Origin of the sequence: Actinoplanes cyaneus, from assembly GCF_016862095.1 — a bacterium.
GTDB classification, from domain to species: Bacteria; Actinomycetota; Actinomycetes; order Mycobacteriales; family Micromonosporaceae; genus Actinoplanes; species Actinoplanes cyaneus.
The window spans coordinates 130720-146575 of the sequence record NZ_BOMH01000031.1 but is presented as its reverse complement, the minus strand read 5'-3'; the positions used below and the strand labels follow the sequence as shown (position 1 = coordinate 146575).

The following is a 15856-nucleotide window of genomic DNA, read 5'->3' as shown; positions in this document are numbered from 1 at the left end:
CCGCCGCGGCGGGCGCTGACGGCAGGGGCATAGGCTGCCGGGATGGCCGCCTCCGGGTACACCGATCTGGACCGCCCGCCGCTCTCCGAGCGCGCCCTCACCAGGGCCCTCGTGCAGCCCGGCGGCCTCTGGTCGCGGATCGACATCCGCGCCGAGACCGGGTCGACGAACGCGGACGCTGCCGAGGCCGCCCGCGCGGGCGCGCCGGAAGGCCTGGTCGTGGTCGCGGAACAGCAGGTCGCGGGCCGTGGCCGGCGTGACCGGCAGTGGCTGAGCCCGGCCCGGGCCGGCCTCACCCTGACGGTGTTGCTGCGTCCCGGCACCCCGGACGCGGAGCGCGGCTGGCCGGCCGCGCCGCCCGGCACGTTCGGATGGTTGCCGCTGCTGGCCGGCGTCGCGCTGGCCGGGGCGGTGACCCGGGTGGCCGGGGTCGAGGCCGCCCTGAAGTGGCCGAACGATCTGCTGGTCGGTGACCGTAAGTGCGCCGGCATCCTGGCCGAGATGGCCGGCGACGCGATCGTGGTCGGGATCGGACTGAACGTGAGCACGTACGCCGCTGAGCTGCCGGAGACCACCGGGGTCCCGGCGACGTCGTTGCGGCTGGCCGGCGCCGAGAGCCTGGACCGGGATCCGCTGCTCCGGGCGCTGCTGCGCGGCCTGGAGAGGTGGTACGGCGGCTGGCGCGAGTCCGGTGGCGACGCCGAGATGTGCGGGCTGCTGGGGGAGTACCGGCGGCTGTGCGCGACGATCGGCCGGGACGTGCGGGTGCTGCTGCCCGGGGGCGGCGAGCTCACCGGCGAGGCGGCCACCGTGGATCGGGACGGGCAACTCGTGGTCCGTACGGTGGATGGCAGTGAACATCGCGTCTCAGCGGGTGATGTTCTGCACGTACGCTGACCGCGTGGCGTTCCCGGCGGAAGTTCTCTCGGAGCAGGAGGAGGTCGTCCTCCACCTGCGCCCCCACGGCAAGTCCGTGGTCGGCCCGTCCCTGGTGGTGCTGCTGGCGACGGCCGGCACGATCCTGGCGTGGGTATTGCTGCCGGGTAACGAGGGCGGCCAGATCGGCCTGGGCCTGGTCGTCGCGATCATGGCTTACCACGGCATCCGGTACGGCATGATCCCGCTCGTCCAATGGCGCTGCACGCACTGGGTGATCACCGGTGAGCGGCTTCTGACCCAGCGTGGCCTGCTCGTGCGCGAGCGGCGGGATCTGCCGCTGAACCGGGTGAACGATCATGCCCTGACCCAGTCACTGCTGGACCGGGTCTTCGGGACGGGCACCCTGGTGATCGACTCGATCGGCGAGCAGAGTGCCCGGCTGGCCGGGGTCCCGCACGCGCAGCAGGTGCAGACGACGCTGTACGAGCTGATCGAGCAGGCCCCGGACGACGAGGAAGAGGAGGAGGAGGAGGAGATCAGCTCCGCAGGCGGACGTCCAGCTCCGCCGCGCTTCCCGGCACGTCGATCGCGCTGAGCTCGGCGAAACCGGCGGTCGCGTCCATCTCGGTGATCGCGCCCTCGTGACCGTCGACGGGGGGCTTGAGGAAGACGAACGTCCGGTACGCCCAGAAGCGGAAGACCGTGGCGATGCCGATGCCGAACACCGTCACGGCGAGGAACGCGATCTTGTCGTTCTGCTCGGTGAGGCCGAACCCGTACTTCCCGATCGCGACCATGCCCGACTGGATCGCCATGCCGACCAGGTTGAAGCCGAAGAACAGCGCATACTCCCGGCGCAGGGCGGTGCGGGTGTGGTGCCGGTACGTCCAGTAGCGGTTCGCCAGGTACGCCAGGGTCGTGGTGACGACGGTACCGATGATGCTCGCCTTGACCGCGCCGATCGGCAGTGCGACCCAGGTGATCGCCAGGTAGAGCAGGGTGTTACCGGCTCCGATGATGGCGAAGGCGACAGCTTCCGGAGCGACACGGCGCAGCCGGTCCGTCAGCGAGGGGGCTGAGGGCATAGGGCAACCTTACGGGGGTGGGGCGCGAACGCCGGATCACGAAAGTGTGGGTGACGACGATGTCATCCCGGGGTTCCGGTCCGTATCGGCCCGGAAAACAAACTTCCGATAGGACCAGAAGCGGAAGATGGTACCGATAGCGGTCCCGACGAGTTGCCCCGCGACGTTGTCGGCGGCTTGGCTCCGCAACGCCGGCCAGAAGTGGCCCAGACCGTAGTGACTGATCGCCAGGCAGGCCAGGGCGATGCCCAGCCCGATCGCGTTCAGCACGAAGAACGTCGTGTACTGCCGGGCCAGGTGCGTATGCGCTCCGTCGCGCCACGTCCAGAACCGGTTCCCGATGAACGCCAGCGTGGTCGCGATGACCGTGGAGATCGTCTTGGCGCTCAGGGTCTCACTGCCCGCGTTCAGCAGCAGGTTGAAGATGATCAGATCGACGCCGAACGCGACAGCGCCGACCGCCCCGAACTTGCTCGCCTCCCGCGCCAGGGAGCGCAGCCGGGCTCGCATTCCGGCGGGCCGCGGCGAGTTGGGGGGCACGGGACCGAATGTACCGGCGCGGGGCACGCCTTGCTGACCTCGTTGCACAGTCTCAACCAGCGGTGCCGGCATGGTGACGCTGCCGATACGGGCCGTGACGAAATGCGTCGATTTCGCGAATCTCGGCGAGCCGGCCCCGGCACTCGGCGCAGCGGCCGAGATGGGTGTGCATCCGGTGCGCGTCGCGCGGCGCGAGCCGGCCACGCACCTGCGGGGCGAGCCGGTCGCCGGCCCACCGGCACTCCGGATGCTCACCCGCCGTGACGTGCTGCTGCAGGTAGAGGCTGCGCAGGCCCTCGCGGGCCCGGTGCGCGAGGACGGCCACGGCGTTCGGGGTCAGGCCCATCCGCGGGGCGAGCTCGGCCGGGGTGCTGCCCTCCACCTCGGTCTGCCACAGCACGTCCCGCCAGCGCGGCGGGAGCTGCCGGAAGGCGGCCGCCGCGAAACTGCGTTCGAGCTGGTCCAGCGCCGGGTCGGTGAACGGCTCCCCGGCGTCGTACCGGGTCAGGTCGTCGGTGAACTCCAGCCGCCGGTCCGAGCGCGCCCGCTGGTAGCAGACGTGCCGCATGGTGGTGTGCAGGTAGGCGCGGAACGCCACGAGGGGGCCGCGACCGGCCCGCAGCGACGCGAACACCTTGGCGAACGTCTCGGCGACCAGATCGTCGGCGTCGGCGCTGTCGCGTGCCAGGCCGCACGCGAAGAGCCGGGCCGCCGCCCGGTGCCGCTCGTAGAGCGTCCCGTAGGCGGCGGTGTCGCCGGCCCGGACGGCGGCGAGTAGATCCGTGTCCGAGTGCACGTCGTTGCCCGGGGTCGTCATTCCGCCTCCTGTGGCAGGAACTGCGAGGAAAGCCCGATTAGGTGAAAGTGTACGGCGCTATGTCCCTTTTGCGAAAGTTGTCGGGAGTGACGGTGTGGCTGGACCGAGTGCGCGCTCGTGCGCTGTGCAGCGAAGAATCAATCGTCATTGCGCATCGCAGCCAAAGATTGTGCGGTTATCCACAGGTTCGACCGATGAACTGCATGGCTGTGGGGCTTAACCTGATGTGACTCCCATGACACCAGCCGGATTTCACCGGCTGTTCCGTCATTGGTCAGTGCCGACCGAAGGAGCTTCACTTGACTCACCCCCACACCTCGCACCCGCGCCTGCTGGCGTGGGTCGACGAGGTCGCCGCCCTGACAACACCCGACCGGATCGTCTGGTGCGACGGTTCGGACGCCGAGTGGACCCGGCTGACCGACGAGCTCGTCGAGTCGGGCGCGCTGGTCCGGCTCGACGAGAAGAAGAAGCCCAACTCGTTCTGGGCGCGAACCGACCCGTCCGATGTGGCACGCGTCGAGGAACGCACCTTCATCTGCTCGGCCGACGAGGCCGACGCCGGCCCCACCAACAACTGGATGGCGCCGGCCGAGATGAAGACCCTGATGACGGAGCTGTACCGCGGCTCGATGAAGGGCCGGACGATGTACGTCGTCCCGTTCTGCATGGGCCCGCTCGACGCCGAGAACCCGATGTTCGGCGTGGAGCTGACCGACAGCCCGTACGTCGTGGCCAGCATGCGCATCATGACCCGGATGGGGGCCGAGGTCCTGAGCGCGATGGGCGACGACGCGGACTACGTCCCGTGCCTGCACTCGATCGGCGCGCCGCTCGAGCCCGGGCAGAGCGACGCCGCCTGGCCGTGCAACGAGACGAAGTACATCTCGCACTTCCCGGAGACCCGGGAGATCTGGTCGTTCGGCTCCGGTTACGGCGGCAACTCGCTGCTCGGCAAGAAGTGCTACGCGCTGCGCATCGCCAGCGTGGCCGCCCGCGACGAGGGCTGGCTGGCCGAGCACATGCTGATCATGAAGCTGACCTCGCCCGAGGGCGTCGTCCGCTACATCGCCGGCGCCTTCCCGTCGGCCTGCGGCAAGACCAACCTGGCCATGCTCGAGCCGACCCTGCCGGGCTGGAAGGTCGAGACCGTCGGCGACGACATCGCCTGGATGCGCTTCGGCGAGGACGGCCGGCTCTGGGCCACCAATCCGGAGTTCGGGCTGTTCGGCGTCGCGCCCGGCACCGACTTCCACACCAACCCGAACGCGATGCGCACCCTGGCGAAGGGCAACTCGGTCTTCACCAACGTGGCCCTGACCGACGACGGCGACATCTGGTGGGAGGGCATGGGCGAGCCGCCCGCGCACCTGACCGACTGGAAGGGCCAGGACTGGACGCCGGAGTCGGAGGCGCCGTCGAGCCACCCGAACAGCCGCTTCTGCACCCCGATCGAGCAGTGCCCGATTCTCGCCGACGAGTACCACGACCCGCGCGGCGTGCCGATCGACGCGATCCTGTTCGGCGGCCGGCGCAAGACCACGATCCCGCTGGTCACCGAGGCCCGGGACTGGGTGCACGGCGTGTACCTGGGCGCCACCCTGTCCAGCGAGACGACCGCGGCCGCGGTCGGCCAGGTCGGCGTCGTGCGCCGCGACCCGATGGCGATGCTGCCGTTCATCGGCTACCACGCCGGTGACTACTTCCAGCACTGGATCGACATGGCCAAGGGCGCCTCCGGCGACGCGTCCAAGCTGCCCAAGGTCTTCTACGTGAACTGGTTCCGGCGCGACGCCGACGGCGGGTTCCTCTGGCCCGGCTTCGGCGAGAACAGCCGGGTTCTCAAGTGGGTCGTCGAGCGTCTCGACGGCAAGGCCGACGCGGTGGAGACCGCGATCGGTCACGTCGCCACGCCCGCGGCGATCGACGTGACCGGCCTCGACATCGACCCGGCGGCGCTGGAGGCGGTGCTGCGCGTCGACAAGGACGAGTGGCTCGCCGAGCTGCCGCAGATCACCGAGTGGTTCGAGAAGTTCGGCGACAAGCTGCCGGCGGTGCTCTGGGCCGAGCTGGACGCGCTGCGCGCGCGCCTGGCCGACGCCCGGTGAGGCTCCGCGCCCGCCCTCAACGGCGAGGGCGGGCGCGGCCGGCCTTCTATAACGCTTTCGACAACGCTTTCGCGAGTTGCGTCACCCGGATGGCCCACGAGGCGGTGGCACGAACAGGTTTATCCAGGCCCGGATGGTTCCACCGCGCACCGCCACTGCTTGAGTGCACGCCGAACATGGCTACCCTTGCCCGTGATGAGTGTGCGTTCGCTGGTCTACAGGTTCTACGAACGGCGGCTCGCCGGAAAGCTGGTCGGCAAGCCGGTGCCCCGCCATGTCGGCGTGATGTGCGACGGCAACCGCCGCTGGGCCCGCGAGATGGGGTTCGTCGACCCGAACGACGGCCACCGCGTCGGCGCCGTCCGGGTCAAGGACCTGCTCACCTGGTGTGATCAGGCCGGGATCGAGCACGTCACGCTCTACCTGCTGGCCACCGACAACCTGCAGCGCCCGGCCGCCGAGCTCGACCCCCTCGTGAAGATCATCGAGGATCTGGCGACCGAGCTGGCCGAGGAGGGCAACCCCTGGCGGCTGCGGATGGTCGGCGCGCTCGACATCCTCCCCGCCGGGACGGCGGCGACCCTCAAGGCCGCGCAGGAGAAGACGCAGGACCGCTCCGGCGGCGTCGAGGTCAACATGGCGGTCGGCTACGGCGGCCGGCGCGAGATCACCGACGCGGTGCGCTCCCTGCTGCAGCAGCACGCGTCGACCGGCGGCACGCTGGAGGAGCTCGCCGAGATCCTCGACGTCGAGCATATCGCCGAGCACCTCTACACCCGCGGCCAGCCCGACCCCGACCTGGTCATCCGCACCAGCGGTGAGCAGCGGCTGTCCGGTTTCCTGCTCTGGCAGTCGGCGCACTCGGAGTTCTACTTCCACGACGCCAACTGGCCCGACTTCCGCCGCATCGACTTCCTGCGTGCCCTGCGCAGCTACGGCAACCGCCAGCGGCGTTACGGCGCATAAACCCCATCATGGGGTACGACATTCTCGGCGCCCGTGACCAGGCGACGCGACCCAGCCCCGTGAGAATGGCGCGCGGCCTCCGTCGTCGGCCCTGGCCGCGGCGCGGCTCACTGTTCCGGCTGGTTCTCATGGGCGTTATTCGTCTCTCATAACGCCCATGAGAACCAGCCGGAACCGAGACGCGCGCAGCGAGCCGGACCACCGGGCAGGCCGCGCAGCACACGCACGGGGCTTGGTCGCGTCGCCTGGCCAGGGGCGCCGAAAATGTCGTACCGAAGAAGGGTTTTAGAAGCGGTTGATTCCGTCGTTGACGAACTTGGCGACGGCCTCGGGGGACGCCAGGGTCAGGTCGGCGGCGCTGGAGACCGCCTCGCCCGTCTCGTCGTTGGCCACGGCGATCGCCATGCCGAAGAAGCCCGGGTCGACGGCCTCGCGGGCGCGCAACGCGTCGAAGGCGCGGATGTCGGACATGTCATCCCCGAAATACCACCCACAGGCGGCGTCCTGCACGGCCTCGGTGATGACCATGCCCTTGTCCTGGTCGACCGGGGGCTTGAGCTCGACGACCATGCGGCCGCCCTGGATCTTCAGACCGTCGCGCTCGGCGCGCTCCCGCGCCCACTGCTCGACCTCGGCGGCCCGCTCGGGGCAGTTCCGGTAGTGCAGGGCGACGGAAAGCCTCTTGTACTCCACCTCGACGGGCTCGCGCAGCGCGATCCGGGCGTCGGCGTCCAGCGCGCGCATGGCCTCGACGAACTCCAGCGCGGCCGGCTTCGTGACGACCTCACCCTCGTGCAGCATCTCCAGGCCGTAGAGCCCGTAGAAGTCGACGTGGGCCAGGGTGGGGAAACGGCCGCGGAGGAAGTCGACCGGACGGGCCGAGACGATCGCCACCCGGCCGACCTTGGTGGCCAGTCGTTCCAGAACCACCGGCACCGCGGCCACCGGCTGAGATTCGCCAGGCTTCTTCGTGATCGGGGAGAGAACGCCGTCGAAATCGAAGAAGAACGTTGTCCTCGACGCGTGGCGGGCGGTGTGCGCCCAGGCGTCGTCAGCGCTCGCGGGATGGGTTTGACCATCGGTCTGTGCCACGTCGTCAGACTACCCGCGGAGGGTGTCGTTTTATGCCCGGCGGAATTCCCGTGGGGCGAGCGTCACCCGTGAGTGCCCGATTTTGCGCACTACCGCGGGAGGCTGTTGACCGCTAGCGTTTGTGTCATGGCACGGGGTTATCCCGGGCCAGCCGGTCGGCCCGGACCTGCGATTTCATGCGCCACAGGGCCCGCATCCCGTCCCTGTGCACGAGCCGGCGGCCGGAGGTGGCGGACCGCGGGTGGCGGGTTGCACGCCCGCTGGAGCAGGCCTGTGACATCTCGCCGTACCGATGCCGGTGTCGCTTCTTCTTCCGACCCGGCCGACAAGGTGACCAAGACCCGTGCCGTGACGTCGCGCCGCAAGGTGCGGGACAGGCACGCGGACGCCGAGCCGGCGCCCGCCGGCAAGGTCTTCGTCCTGGACACCTCGGTCCTGCTGTCCGACCCGGCGGCGTTCCGCCGGTTCACCGATCACGAGGTGGTCGTCCCCCTCGTGGTCATCTCCGAACTGGAGGGCAAACGTCACCACCCCGAGCTCGGCTGGTTCGCCCGGCAGTCCCTGCGGATGCTGGACGAGCTGCGCATCAAGCACGGCCGGCTGGACCAGCCGGTGCTCTGCAACGACGAGGGCGGCACGCTGCGCGTCGAGCTCAACCACGCCGACCAGAGCGTGCTCCCGCAGGGTTTCCGCAACGACTCGAACGACACCCGGATCCTCTCGGTGGCGCTCGGGCTGGCGGCGGAGGGCCGGGACGTCACGCTGGTCAGCAAGGACATGCCGCTGCGCGTGAAGGCGGCCTCGGTCGGTCTGACCGCCGACGAGTACCGGCACGGCCAGGCCAGCGACCCCACCTGGACCGGCATGGCGGACCTGGAGCTCGGCGAGGACCAGGTCAACGCGCTCTACTCGGGTGACGAGCTGGACATCGAGGAGGCGGACAGCCTGCCCTGCCACACCGGCCTGGTGATCCACTCGTCCCGTGGCTCCGCGCTGGGCCGGATCACCCCGGAGAAGACGGTGAAGCTGGTCCGCGGCGATCGGGACGCGTTCGGGCTGCGCGGCCGTTCCGCCGAGCAGCGGATCGCCCTGGACATCCTGCTCGACGAGCAGATCGGGATCGTGTCGCTGGGTGGCAAGGCCGGCACCGGCAAGTCCGCGCTGGCGCTCTGCGCGGGCCTGGAGGCGACCATGGAGCGCAACCGCCACAAGAAGGTGGTGGTCTTCCGCCCGCTGTACGCGGTGGGCGGCCAGGAGCTGGGTTACCTGCCGGGCAGCGAGTCGGAGAAGATGTCGCCCTGGGCGCAGGCGGTCTTCGACACGCTCGGCGCCGTGGTGCACGCGAACGTGGTCGAGGAGGTGCTGGCCCGAGGCCTGCTCGAGGTCCTGCCGCTGACCCACATCCGTGGCCGCAGCCTGCACGACGCGTTCGTGATCGTCGACGAGGCGCAGTCGCTGGAACGCAACGTGCTGCTGACCGTCCTGTCCCGCATCGGGCAGAACTCCCGGGTCATCCTGACGCACGACGTCGCGCAGCGGGACAACCTGCGCGTCGGCCGCCACGACGGCGTGGCCGCGGTCATCGAGGCGCTGAAGGGGCATCCGATCTTCGCCCACGTCACCCTCACCCGTTCGGAGCGGTCGCCGATCGCCGAGGTGGTTACGGACCTTCTGGAGGACATTCCCCTGTGAGGTGATGTCAGCGCGGGTCTTTGTCCTGATTGTAGGGAAAATGGCCGTGACTAAAGTCACAGATCCGCGTTGGCATTTCACATCCCTCTCACGCCACGGCATGGTGTCTGGCGGGCACCGTGCCGTGGCAGTGAAGTCGGAGATCGACCAGCCGGCAGGACAGATCCCGCGCGGGATCGCGGTGCTCGCGGCACGGATACTCCGCTGACCAGCGGTGGCCCGCCGCGTCATTGCCCCCGACGAAGGGAATCTTCGTGAATCGGCTCTGGAGCCGGCTCGGAGTTCGCACGGCGTCTGTCGGCCTGCTGGTGGCGGGACTCGGCGGCGGTGTGTACCTCGGACAGGACCGGGACGATCAGCAGCAGAGCAACTCTGCCCAGTTCGTCATGCAGGCGAACGAGGAAGAGGTCACCCTGCTGAAGCAGCGGCAGAACGAGCATGCCGCCGCTCGCGCCTACCGCAGCTCGGCGGAGAACGCCGCGGCCGGCAAGGCTGCCGAGGAGGCCAAGGCGGCCGCCACCAAGGCGCTCACTCTCGAGAAGGCGGCGATCGCGACCGCTGCCGCGAAGAAGAAGGCCGAGGACGAGAAGAAGGCGGCCGAGGCGAAGAAGGCCGCCGAGTCCGGCGCCGAGGTGCCGTACACCGGTGACATCCCGTCCTCCTGCAACGAGTACTCGGGCTCCCGGGGCGTCGGCTGCGCGCTGATGCTGGACGCCGGCTTCAAGATCGATCAGTTCCCGTGCCTCGACAAGCTGTGGAAGCGCGAGAGCGGCTGGAACTACAAGGCCACCAACACCAGCTCCGGGGCGTACGGGATTCCGCAGGCCCTGCCGGGCAACAAGATGGCCTCGATCGCGTCGGACTGGAAGACCAACCCGGCCACGCAGATCAAGTGGGGTCTCAACTACATCGAGGGTCGTTACTCGACGCCGTGCGGCGCCTGGAACCACTCCGAGAGCGTCGGCTGGTACTGAGCACGCTTGGATAACGGGGCCGCGCGGCATTCCGCGCGGCCCCGTTCCATTGTGATCAAATGCCCGCATGGTCCGAAATGTCCCTCTGATTGCCCTGGCGATCCTCCTCGCCTCCGGCGACGTGCCGACATACGCGGGCGCCGACCGGCCGCCGGTCCTCGAAGTCGTCGGCGGCAACGAGGCCAAGACCGGTGAGTTCCCGTGGGCCGTGCGGCTCTCCACGGGCTGCGGCGGCGCGCTCACCGCACCCCGGGTGGTGCTCACCGCCGGCCACTGCGTCGGACCCACCGGACCCAACAAGAAGATCACGGTGACCGCCGGCGTCGCCGACCTCGAAGCCCGGGGCGCCGTCACCGCGCACTCCGTCGCGGTGATCCGTGCGCCCGGCTTCGTCACCGAGACCCGTGGCGACGACTGGGCGGTGATCAAACTCGATCGGGCGCTCGGCCTGCCGACGCTCGACCTGGTGCCGGACGCGTCCGGTGACACCGGCGACGTCACCGTCATGGGCTGGGGGCAGACCGGGGAGGGATCGCTGCGCCAGGAGCGGCGGCTGCACTACGCGACGGTGTCCACCATCCCGGACGACACGTGCGCCAAGGCGTACCTGCCCACCAAGATCGCACTGGTCACAGAGGACTCGATCTGCGCCGCGCGGCACGGCGTGGACACCTGCCAGGGCGACTCCGGCGGGCCGATGGTGCGGCGCGACAAGGAGGGCCGATGGGCGCAGGTCGGCATCGTGAGCTGGGGGCTGGGCTGCGCCCGTGATGCCTATCCGGGGGTTTACACCCAGATCTCCCGATTCCGTACGGCCATCCTCGCCGCCACCCGCAAGATCGCCTGATCGCGCGAGTGGCCGCTCGCCCGAACGCCTGGAACCATCGAGTCATGAGCTACGGGCCGGCCGACACGCGTACCGAACAGGCTCCGAGGTTCGGCACCGACGCGTTCTACGCGTCCATGGGGCGCGCGTTCGTCACCATGTGCGCGGTCGTCCCGATCCTGTTCCTGATCGAGGCGCTGGACGTGGCGGTCGGCCGCGGCACCCTCGACGTGGCCGGCGGCATCATCCCGGGCCGCGTCGACGGCCTGGACGGCGTGCTGCTGAGCCCGCTGCTGCACGACGGGTGGGACCACCTCTACGGCAACGCGGTGCCGCTCATCCTGGTCGGCACGTTCGCCCTGGCCGGCGGCGCCCGCCGGTTCATCTGGTCGACCCTGACGATCATGCTGGTCAGCGGTCTCGGCGTCTGGTTCACCGGCGACCCGGGCACGGTCGTGGTCGGCGCCAGCGGCGTGATCTTCGGCTATCTCGGCCTGCTCTTCGCCCGCGGTTTCGTCGAGCGCAGCTGGTGGAGCCTCGCGGTCGCCGCGTTCATCGGGCTCCTCTACTGGTACCAGATCTACAACATCCTGCCGACCGACAGCGCGATCTCCTGGCAGGGGCACGCGTTCGGCCTGGCCGGCGGCCTGATCGCCGCGTTCCTGTTCCGCCGCCGCTGATCCACTCCCGCGGCCCGGCGGCGAGCACGGCCGGTCCGCCCGGCGTGACGTATGCGGGCAGCCCGCGCGCGTGACGTGTGCGGGCAGGCCCGGGCGACACCCGGACCTGCCTCACCCGGAGATCAGATGACCGGCTCGTCGCCGATCGGCACCGTCGGCAGGTGCCCGTCGAAGTCCACCGCGGAGTAGAGCGCGAGCTTCTCCAGCCGGTGATACGAGTCGATCACCCGGATCGTCCCGCTCTTCGACCGCATCACGATCGACTGGGTGTGCGCCCCGCCCGAGCGATACCGCACCCCCTTGAGCAGGTCACCCGAGGTCACCCCGGTCGCCACGAAGAAGCAGTTGTCGCCGGTGACCAGATCGTCGGTGGTCAGCACCCGATCCAGGTCGTGGCCGCCGTCCAGCGCCTTCTGCCGCTCCGAGTCGTCGAGCGGCCACAGCTTGGCCTGGATCATGCCGCCCAGACACTTGATCGCGCAGGCCGCTGTGATGCCCTCGGGCGTGCCACCGATGCCCATCAGCACGTCGACGTCGGACTCCGCCCGGGCCGCCGAGATCGCCCCGGCGATGTCACCGTCCGAGATGAACTTGATGTTCGCGCCCGCCTGCCGGACCTCCTCGACCAGCTTCGCGTGCCGGGGCCGGTCCAGGATGCAGACGGTCACGTCGGAGACGCTGGACCGCTTCGCCTTCGCGATCCGGCGCAGGTTCTCCGTCGCGCCGGCGTTGATGTCGATCACGTCGGCGCAGTCCGGCCCGACGGCGATCTTGTCCATGTAGAACACCGCGCTCGGATCGAACATCGCGCCGCGCTCGGCGACCGCGAGGACCGCGACGGCGCCCGGCATGCCCTTGCTCATCAGCGTGGTGCCGTCGACCGGGTCGACCGCGACGTCGACCTCCGGCCCGGTGCCGTCACCGACCTGCTCGCCGTTGTAGAGCATCGGGGCCTCGTCCTTCTCCCCCTCGCCGATGACGACGACGCCCCGCATCTGGATCGAGTTGATGAGCTTGCGCATGGCGTCGACGGCCGCGCCGTCACCGCCGTTCTTGTCGCCGCGCCCGACCCATCGGCCGGCGGCCATGGCGGCGGCCTCGGTCACGCGGACCAGGTCGAGGGCGATGTTACGGTCGAGATCCTGGGGAACCCGTGCAGGCATGTCGGCCTCCTCGCGTCTTTGCGGGGCTGGTGGTTCCCCTGATCCTGGCACCTGAGGACTGCCAAGTCCCGGTTCAGCGACATGGTTAACAATGAGCACGTGGAACCCGCTGCTACCGAACCCCTGCCGACCGCTTCCCCGGCGCCCGCCCAGCCCGCGCCGGCCACGCCGGACGACGCGGCTGCGCCGAGCGGTTCCGCCGCCCCGGGCCGTGCCGGTGGTTCGAGCGCACCCGACGTGATCGACGCTCTCTCCGTTCCCGTCGCCACCGGCGTGCCGGTCGCCGGGGACGAGCCCGCACCGGCCACGCCGCGCCTGACCAAGCGCGAGGGCCGCTCGCCCCGCGACATGGCCATGTCGCTGCTGGTGCTGATGGTGCCGATCGCGTTGCTGCTGATCTTCTACCGGGTGGTCCTCGACGGCGACGAGCCGCTGACCGTCGACCCGTCCTCGTCGATCCAGCTCGCGTCGAAGCAGTTCACCGTCCTGGCCCCGGCCGGGCTGGGACCGGACTGGCGGGTCACCGCGGCCACCTTCAAGCGCGAGGCCGGGGGCGCCACCCTGCGCCTGGGCTACGTCGACCCGGACGACAACCCGGTCCAGCTCGTGGAGAGCACCACCCCGGCGGACACCCTCGTCCCCGCCGAGGTCGGCAAGGAGGGCAAGCGCACCGGGGCCTACCGCACCGACGCCCGCTCCTGGCTGGCCTACAGCGGCCGCCCGGACGAGACCGCCCTGATCCTCACCGAGGCCGGCCGCACGGTCCTGATCATCGGCAAGACCGGCCAGAAGAACCTGGAGACCCTCGCCGGCTCCCTGAAGTAGGAGCACGGAACGCACCCGGCAGGCGCGGCGTCACGGGGCACCGGACACGGCCGATCAGCTGTTGCGGGCCGCCCGGGCGGCGTCGATGCGCTCCCGGGCGCCGTCCAGCCACTTCTGGCAGATGTCGGCCAGTTTCTCGCCGCGCTCCCACAGCGCCAGCGACTCCTCCAGGCTCCCGCCGCCCTGCTCCAACCGGCCCACCACCTCGGCCAGCTCGGTCCGTGCCTGCTCGTAGCTCAGACTCTCGTCGCTCATTCGCCCTCTCCCGCATCAACCGCTGTCTTCAGCGCGTCACTGGTCACCACGCCCGCGAGCGTCGCCCGCCGGACGCTCACGCGTCGTCCCCGGCGGTGACCACGGCCGTGATCCCGCCCTCGGCCACCCGGATCCGCAGCGGATCACCCGCGCCGACCTCGCCGGCCGCGCGCACCACGTGACCATCGCCGCGCTGCACGATCGCGTAGCCCCGCTGCAACGTGGCCAGCGGCGACAGCGCCCGCAGCCGGGCCAGCGTGTGCCGCAGCTCGTCGTCGGCGCGCCGGACCCGGTGCTCCAGACTGCGGACGGCCCGGTCGCGCAGCGCGGTCACCTCGTCGGCCCGCTGCTCGACCAGCGTCTCCGGCCGGGCCAGGACGGGCCGGGAGCGCCACGCGTCGATCCGCTGCCGCTCCCGGTCGATCTTCGTCAGGATCGCGCGGTCCAGCCGGTGACGTGCCTCGGAGATCCGGTCGATCTCGTCGGCCAGGTCGGGGACGATCCGCTTGGCGGCGTCGGTCGGCGTGGAGGCGCGGAAGTCGGACACATAGTCCAGCAGCGGGGTGTCCGGGTCGTGGCCGATCGCGCTGACCACCGGCGTGCGCGCCGCGAACACCGCCCGGCACAGCGCCTCGTCGGAGAAGGGCAGCAGATCCTCCACGCTGCCGCCGCCGCGGGCGATCACGATCACGTCGACGGACTCGTCCTCGTCGAGGACCTTGAGCGCGCCGAGGATCTGCGACACCGCGCTCGGCCCCTGCACGGCGACGTGCGCGACCCGGAACTCGGCGCCCGGCCAGCGGCGGCGCACGTTCATCAGGACATCCCGCTCGGCCGCGGTGTTCTGCCCGGTGATCAGGCCGATCCGGTTCGGCAGGAACGGCAGCGGGCGCTTGCGGCGGCGGTCGAACAGGCCCTCGGCCTCGAGCAGCTTCTTCAGCCGCTCCAGCCGCAGCAGCAGCTCACCGAGGCCGACCTGACGGATCTCGTCGGCGCGCAGGCTGAGCGTGCCACGAGCCGGATAGAACTCCGGCTTGGCGTGCAGCGTGACCCGATCGCCCTCGGCCAGCTCCGGTGCACCCGCCTCGAGCACGTCCTCGCTGGTGGTGACGGTGAGGCTGAGATTCGCGGCGGGGTCGCGCACGGTCATGAAGATCAGGCCGCGGGAGCCGGAGCGACGGTTGATCTGGGCGACCTGCCCGTCCACCCACACCCAGCCGAGCTTGGTGATCCAGGCGCCGATCTTCTGGCTGACGACGCGCACCGGCCACGGATCGTCCGCCGTGCTCTTCGGAGGACCGGCACTCGCCGACGGGGCAGCTCCCGTCGACGCCGTGGTGGCTGCCTGGGCTTCGTTCACCCGGCCAGACTAGGTCAGCCCACCGACATTCTCGTCGGCGCGATGCTGCGCCACGTACGCGTGCGGCTCGGCGTGACGGCCGACGTAGTCGTCGAGGTCCACCGGCGTACGCCGCTCGGGCAGCTGTTTCTCGACAGCTCGCACGAGAACCGTCGCCACCAGTCCCGCACACGCCCAGAACACCAGGTCAGAGCCGAGCTGACGCAGGTCGGGGTGCACGCCGCGACCGAGGCCGAGGAACGGGAACGGGAAGCCGCGGCGCTGCGGATAGTCGGCGAGGCAGCACCGATCGGTGTCGACCAGCAGCCCGGCGCCGAGCCCGGCCACGGTCACCAGGGCGGCCGCGAGGTAGCCGGCCCGGCTCGGGCGAACCCGGTGCAGCCCGAGCAGCACCACCCCGCCGAGGGCCACCATCACGTGGAACACCACGAAGACCACGCCGTCGGCACCGGTCGCCAGGTCGAGCACGCCGACGCCGAACAGGAACCAGCCGGTCATGACGCGCAGCACGGTCGGGATCGAGGGCCACCCGTCGTCCCGCTCGGCTGTCATGAACCCGAGTATCCCGCCGATTACCACCCGTTCGGGGCGAAA

At 70.3% G+C, this 15856-nt stretch carries 17 protein-coding genes; 9 read left to right on the top strand and 8 right to left on the bottom strand.

Translation table 11 applies throughout. The annotated features are described in order from the left end of the window. Positions 1–42: 42 nt before the first annotated feature. Entirely contained in the window at positions 43–897 is an 855-nt protein-coding gene (locus tag Acy02nite_RS20800) for a biotin--[acetyl-CoA-carboxylase] ligase (RefSeq protein ID WP_203742948.1), read from the top strand. After that, entirely contained in the window at positions 854–1474 is a 621-nt protein-coding gene (locus tag Acy02nite_RS20795; protein WP_239175047.1) for a PH domain-containing protein, read from the top strand. The genes Acy02nite_RS20800 and Acy02nite_RS20795 overlap by 44 nt, the downstream gene beginning before the upstream one ends. Here the strand turns inward: Acy02nite_RS20795 and Acy02nite_RS20790 are convergent. Genes Acy02nite_RS20790 through Acy02nite_RS20780 form a run of 3 tightly spaced genes read right to left on the bottom strand, consistent with a single transcriptional unit; the run spans position 1416 to position 3321 of the window. Continuing rightward, a complete protein-coding gene (locus Acy02nite_RS20790) occupies positions 1416–1964 on the bottom strand; it encodes a GtrA family protein (RefSeq protein WP_203742944.1) in 549 nt (182 codons plus the stop codon). The genes Acy02nite_RS20795 and Acy02nite_RS20790 overlap by 59 nt on opposite strands. A 36-nt stretch (positions 1965–2000) precedes the next feature. Next, positions 2001–2504 carry a GtrA family protein gene (locus tag Acy02nite_RS20785; RefSeq protein ID WP_425548214.1) on the bottom strand — a complete coding sequence of 168 codons (504 nt, stop codon included), beginning with the start codon at positions 2502–2504 and terminating at the stop codon, positions 2001–2003. Positions 2505–2556: 52 nt separating this feature from the next. Beyond that, positions 2557–3321, bottom strand: coding sequence for a sigma-70 family RNA polymerase sigma factor (locus tag Acy02nite_RS20780; RefSeq protein ID WP_203742942.1), 765 nt, complete (start codon positions 3319–3321; stop codon positions 2557–2559). A 299-nt stretch (positions 3322–3620) separates the two neighbouring features. Between Acy02nite_RS20780 and Acy02nite_RS20775 the strand changes: the two genes are divergently transcribed. Further along, on the top strand, positions 3621–5429 hold the full coding sequence (locus Acy02nite_RS20775) for a phosphoenolpyruvate carboxykinase (GTP) (protein WP_203742940.1): 1809 nt from the start codon (positions 3621–3623) through the stop codon (positions 5427–5429). 195 nt (positions 5430–5624) lie between these two features. Continuing rightward, on the top strand, positions 5625–6395 hold the full coding sequence (locus tag Acy02nite_RS20770; protein WP_203742938.1) for an isoprenyl transferase: 771 nt from the start codon (positions 5625–5627) through the stop codon (positions 6393–6395). A gap of 285 nt (positions 6396–6680) precedes the next feature. Here Acy02nite_RS20770 and otsB read toward each other — a convergent pair whose 3' ends face one another. Next, positions 6681–7487 (bottom strand): trehalose-phosphatase, encoded by an 807-nt coding sequence (otsB, locus tag Acy02nite_RS20765; protein WP_203742936.1) that lies wholly within the window; start codon positions 7485–7487, stop codon positions 6681–6683. Between the two features lie 273 nt (positions 7488–7760). Here otsB and phoH2 point away from each other — a divergent pair, with 273 nt between their 5' ends. The 4 genes from phoH2 to Acy02nite_RS20745 all read left to right on the top strand — a co-directional run bounded on the left by phoH2 (position 7761) and on the right by Acy02nite_RS20745 (position 11659). Further along, on the top strand, positions 7761–9179 hold the full coding sequence (phoH2, locus tag Acy02nite_RS20760) for an RNA 5'-3' helicase PhoH2 (protein ID WP_203742934.1): 1419 nt from the start codon (positions 7761–7763) through the stop codon (positions 9177–9179). 254 nt (positions 9180–9433) lie between these two features. Continuing rightward, complete coding sequence (locus tag Acy02nite_RS20755) at positions 9434–10153, top strand: aggregation-promoting factor C-terminal-like domain-containing protein (protein ID WP_203742932.1); 720 nt, start codon at positions 9434–9436, stop codon at positions 10151–10153. Positions 10154–10220: 67 nt separating this feature from the next. After that, complete coding sequence (locus Acy02nite_RS20750; RefSeq protein WP_203742930.1) at positions 10221–11000, top strand: S1 family serine peptidase; 780 nt, start codon at positions 10221–10223, stop codon at positions 10998–11000. 44 nt (positions 11001–11044) lie between these two features. After that, a complete protein-coding gene (locus Acy02nite_RS20745) occupies positions 11045–11659 on the top strand; it encodes a rhomboid family intramembrane serine protease (RefSeq protein ID WP_203742928.1) in 615 nt (204 codons plus the stop codon). Between the two features lie 122 nt (positions 11660–11781). Here Acy02nite_RS20745 and glpX read toward each other — a convergent pair whose 3' ends face one another. After that, complete coding sequence (gene glpX, locus Acy02nite_RS20740) at positions 11782–12822, bottom strand: class II fructose-bisphosphatase (protein ID WP_203742926.1); 1041 nt, start codon at positions 12820–12822, stop codon at positions 11782–11784. Between the two features lie 99 nt (positions 12823–12921). Here glpX and Acy02nite_RS20735 point away from each other — a divergent pair, with 99 nt between their 5' ends. Then, entirely contained in the window at positions 12922–13647 is a 726-nt protein-coding gene (locus Acy02nite_RS20735) for a DUF4245 domain-containing protein (RefSeq protein ID WP_239175046.1), read from the top strand. 54 nt (positions 13648–13701) lie between these two features. Here Acy02nite_RS20735 and Acy02nite_RS20730 read toward each other — a convergent pair whose 3' ends face one another. The 3 genes from Acy02nite_RS20730 to Acy02nite_RS20720 all read right to left on the bottom strand — a co-directional run bounded on the left by Acy02nite_RS20730 (position 13702) and on the right by Acy02nite_RS20720 (position 15814). Further along, the gene (locus Acy02nite_RS20730) at positions 13702–13902 is read right to left on the bottom strand and encodes an exodeoxyribonuclease VII small subunit (protein WP_203742924.1); all 201 of its coding nucleotides are present in this window, start codon (positions 13900–13902) and stop codon (positions 13702–13704) included. A 76-nt stretch (positions 13903–13978) separates the two neighbouring features. Beyond that, positions 13979–15262, bottom strand: coding sequence for an exodeoxyribonuclease VII large subunit (xseA, locus tag Acy02nite_RS20725; protein ID WP_203742922.1), 1284 nt, complete (start codon positions 15260–15262; stop codon positions 13979–13981). Between the two features lie 9 nt (positions 15263–15271). Continuing rightward, positions 15272–15814, bottom strand: coding sequence for a hypothetical protein (locus Acy02nite_RS20720; RefSeq protein ID WP_203742920.1), 543 nt, complete (start codon positions 15812–15814; stop codon positions 15272–15274). Positions 15815–15856 lie beyond the last annotated feature (42 nt).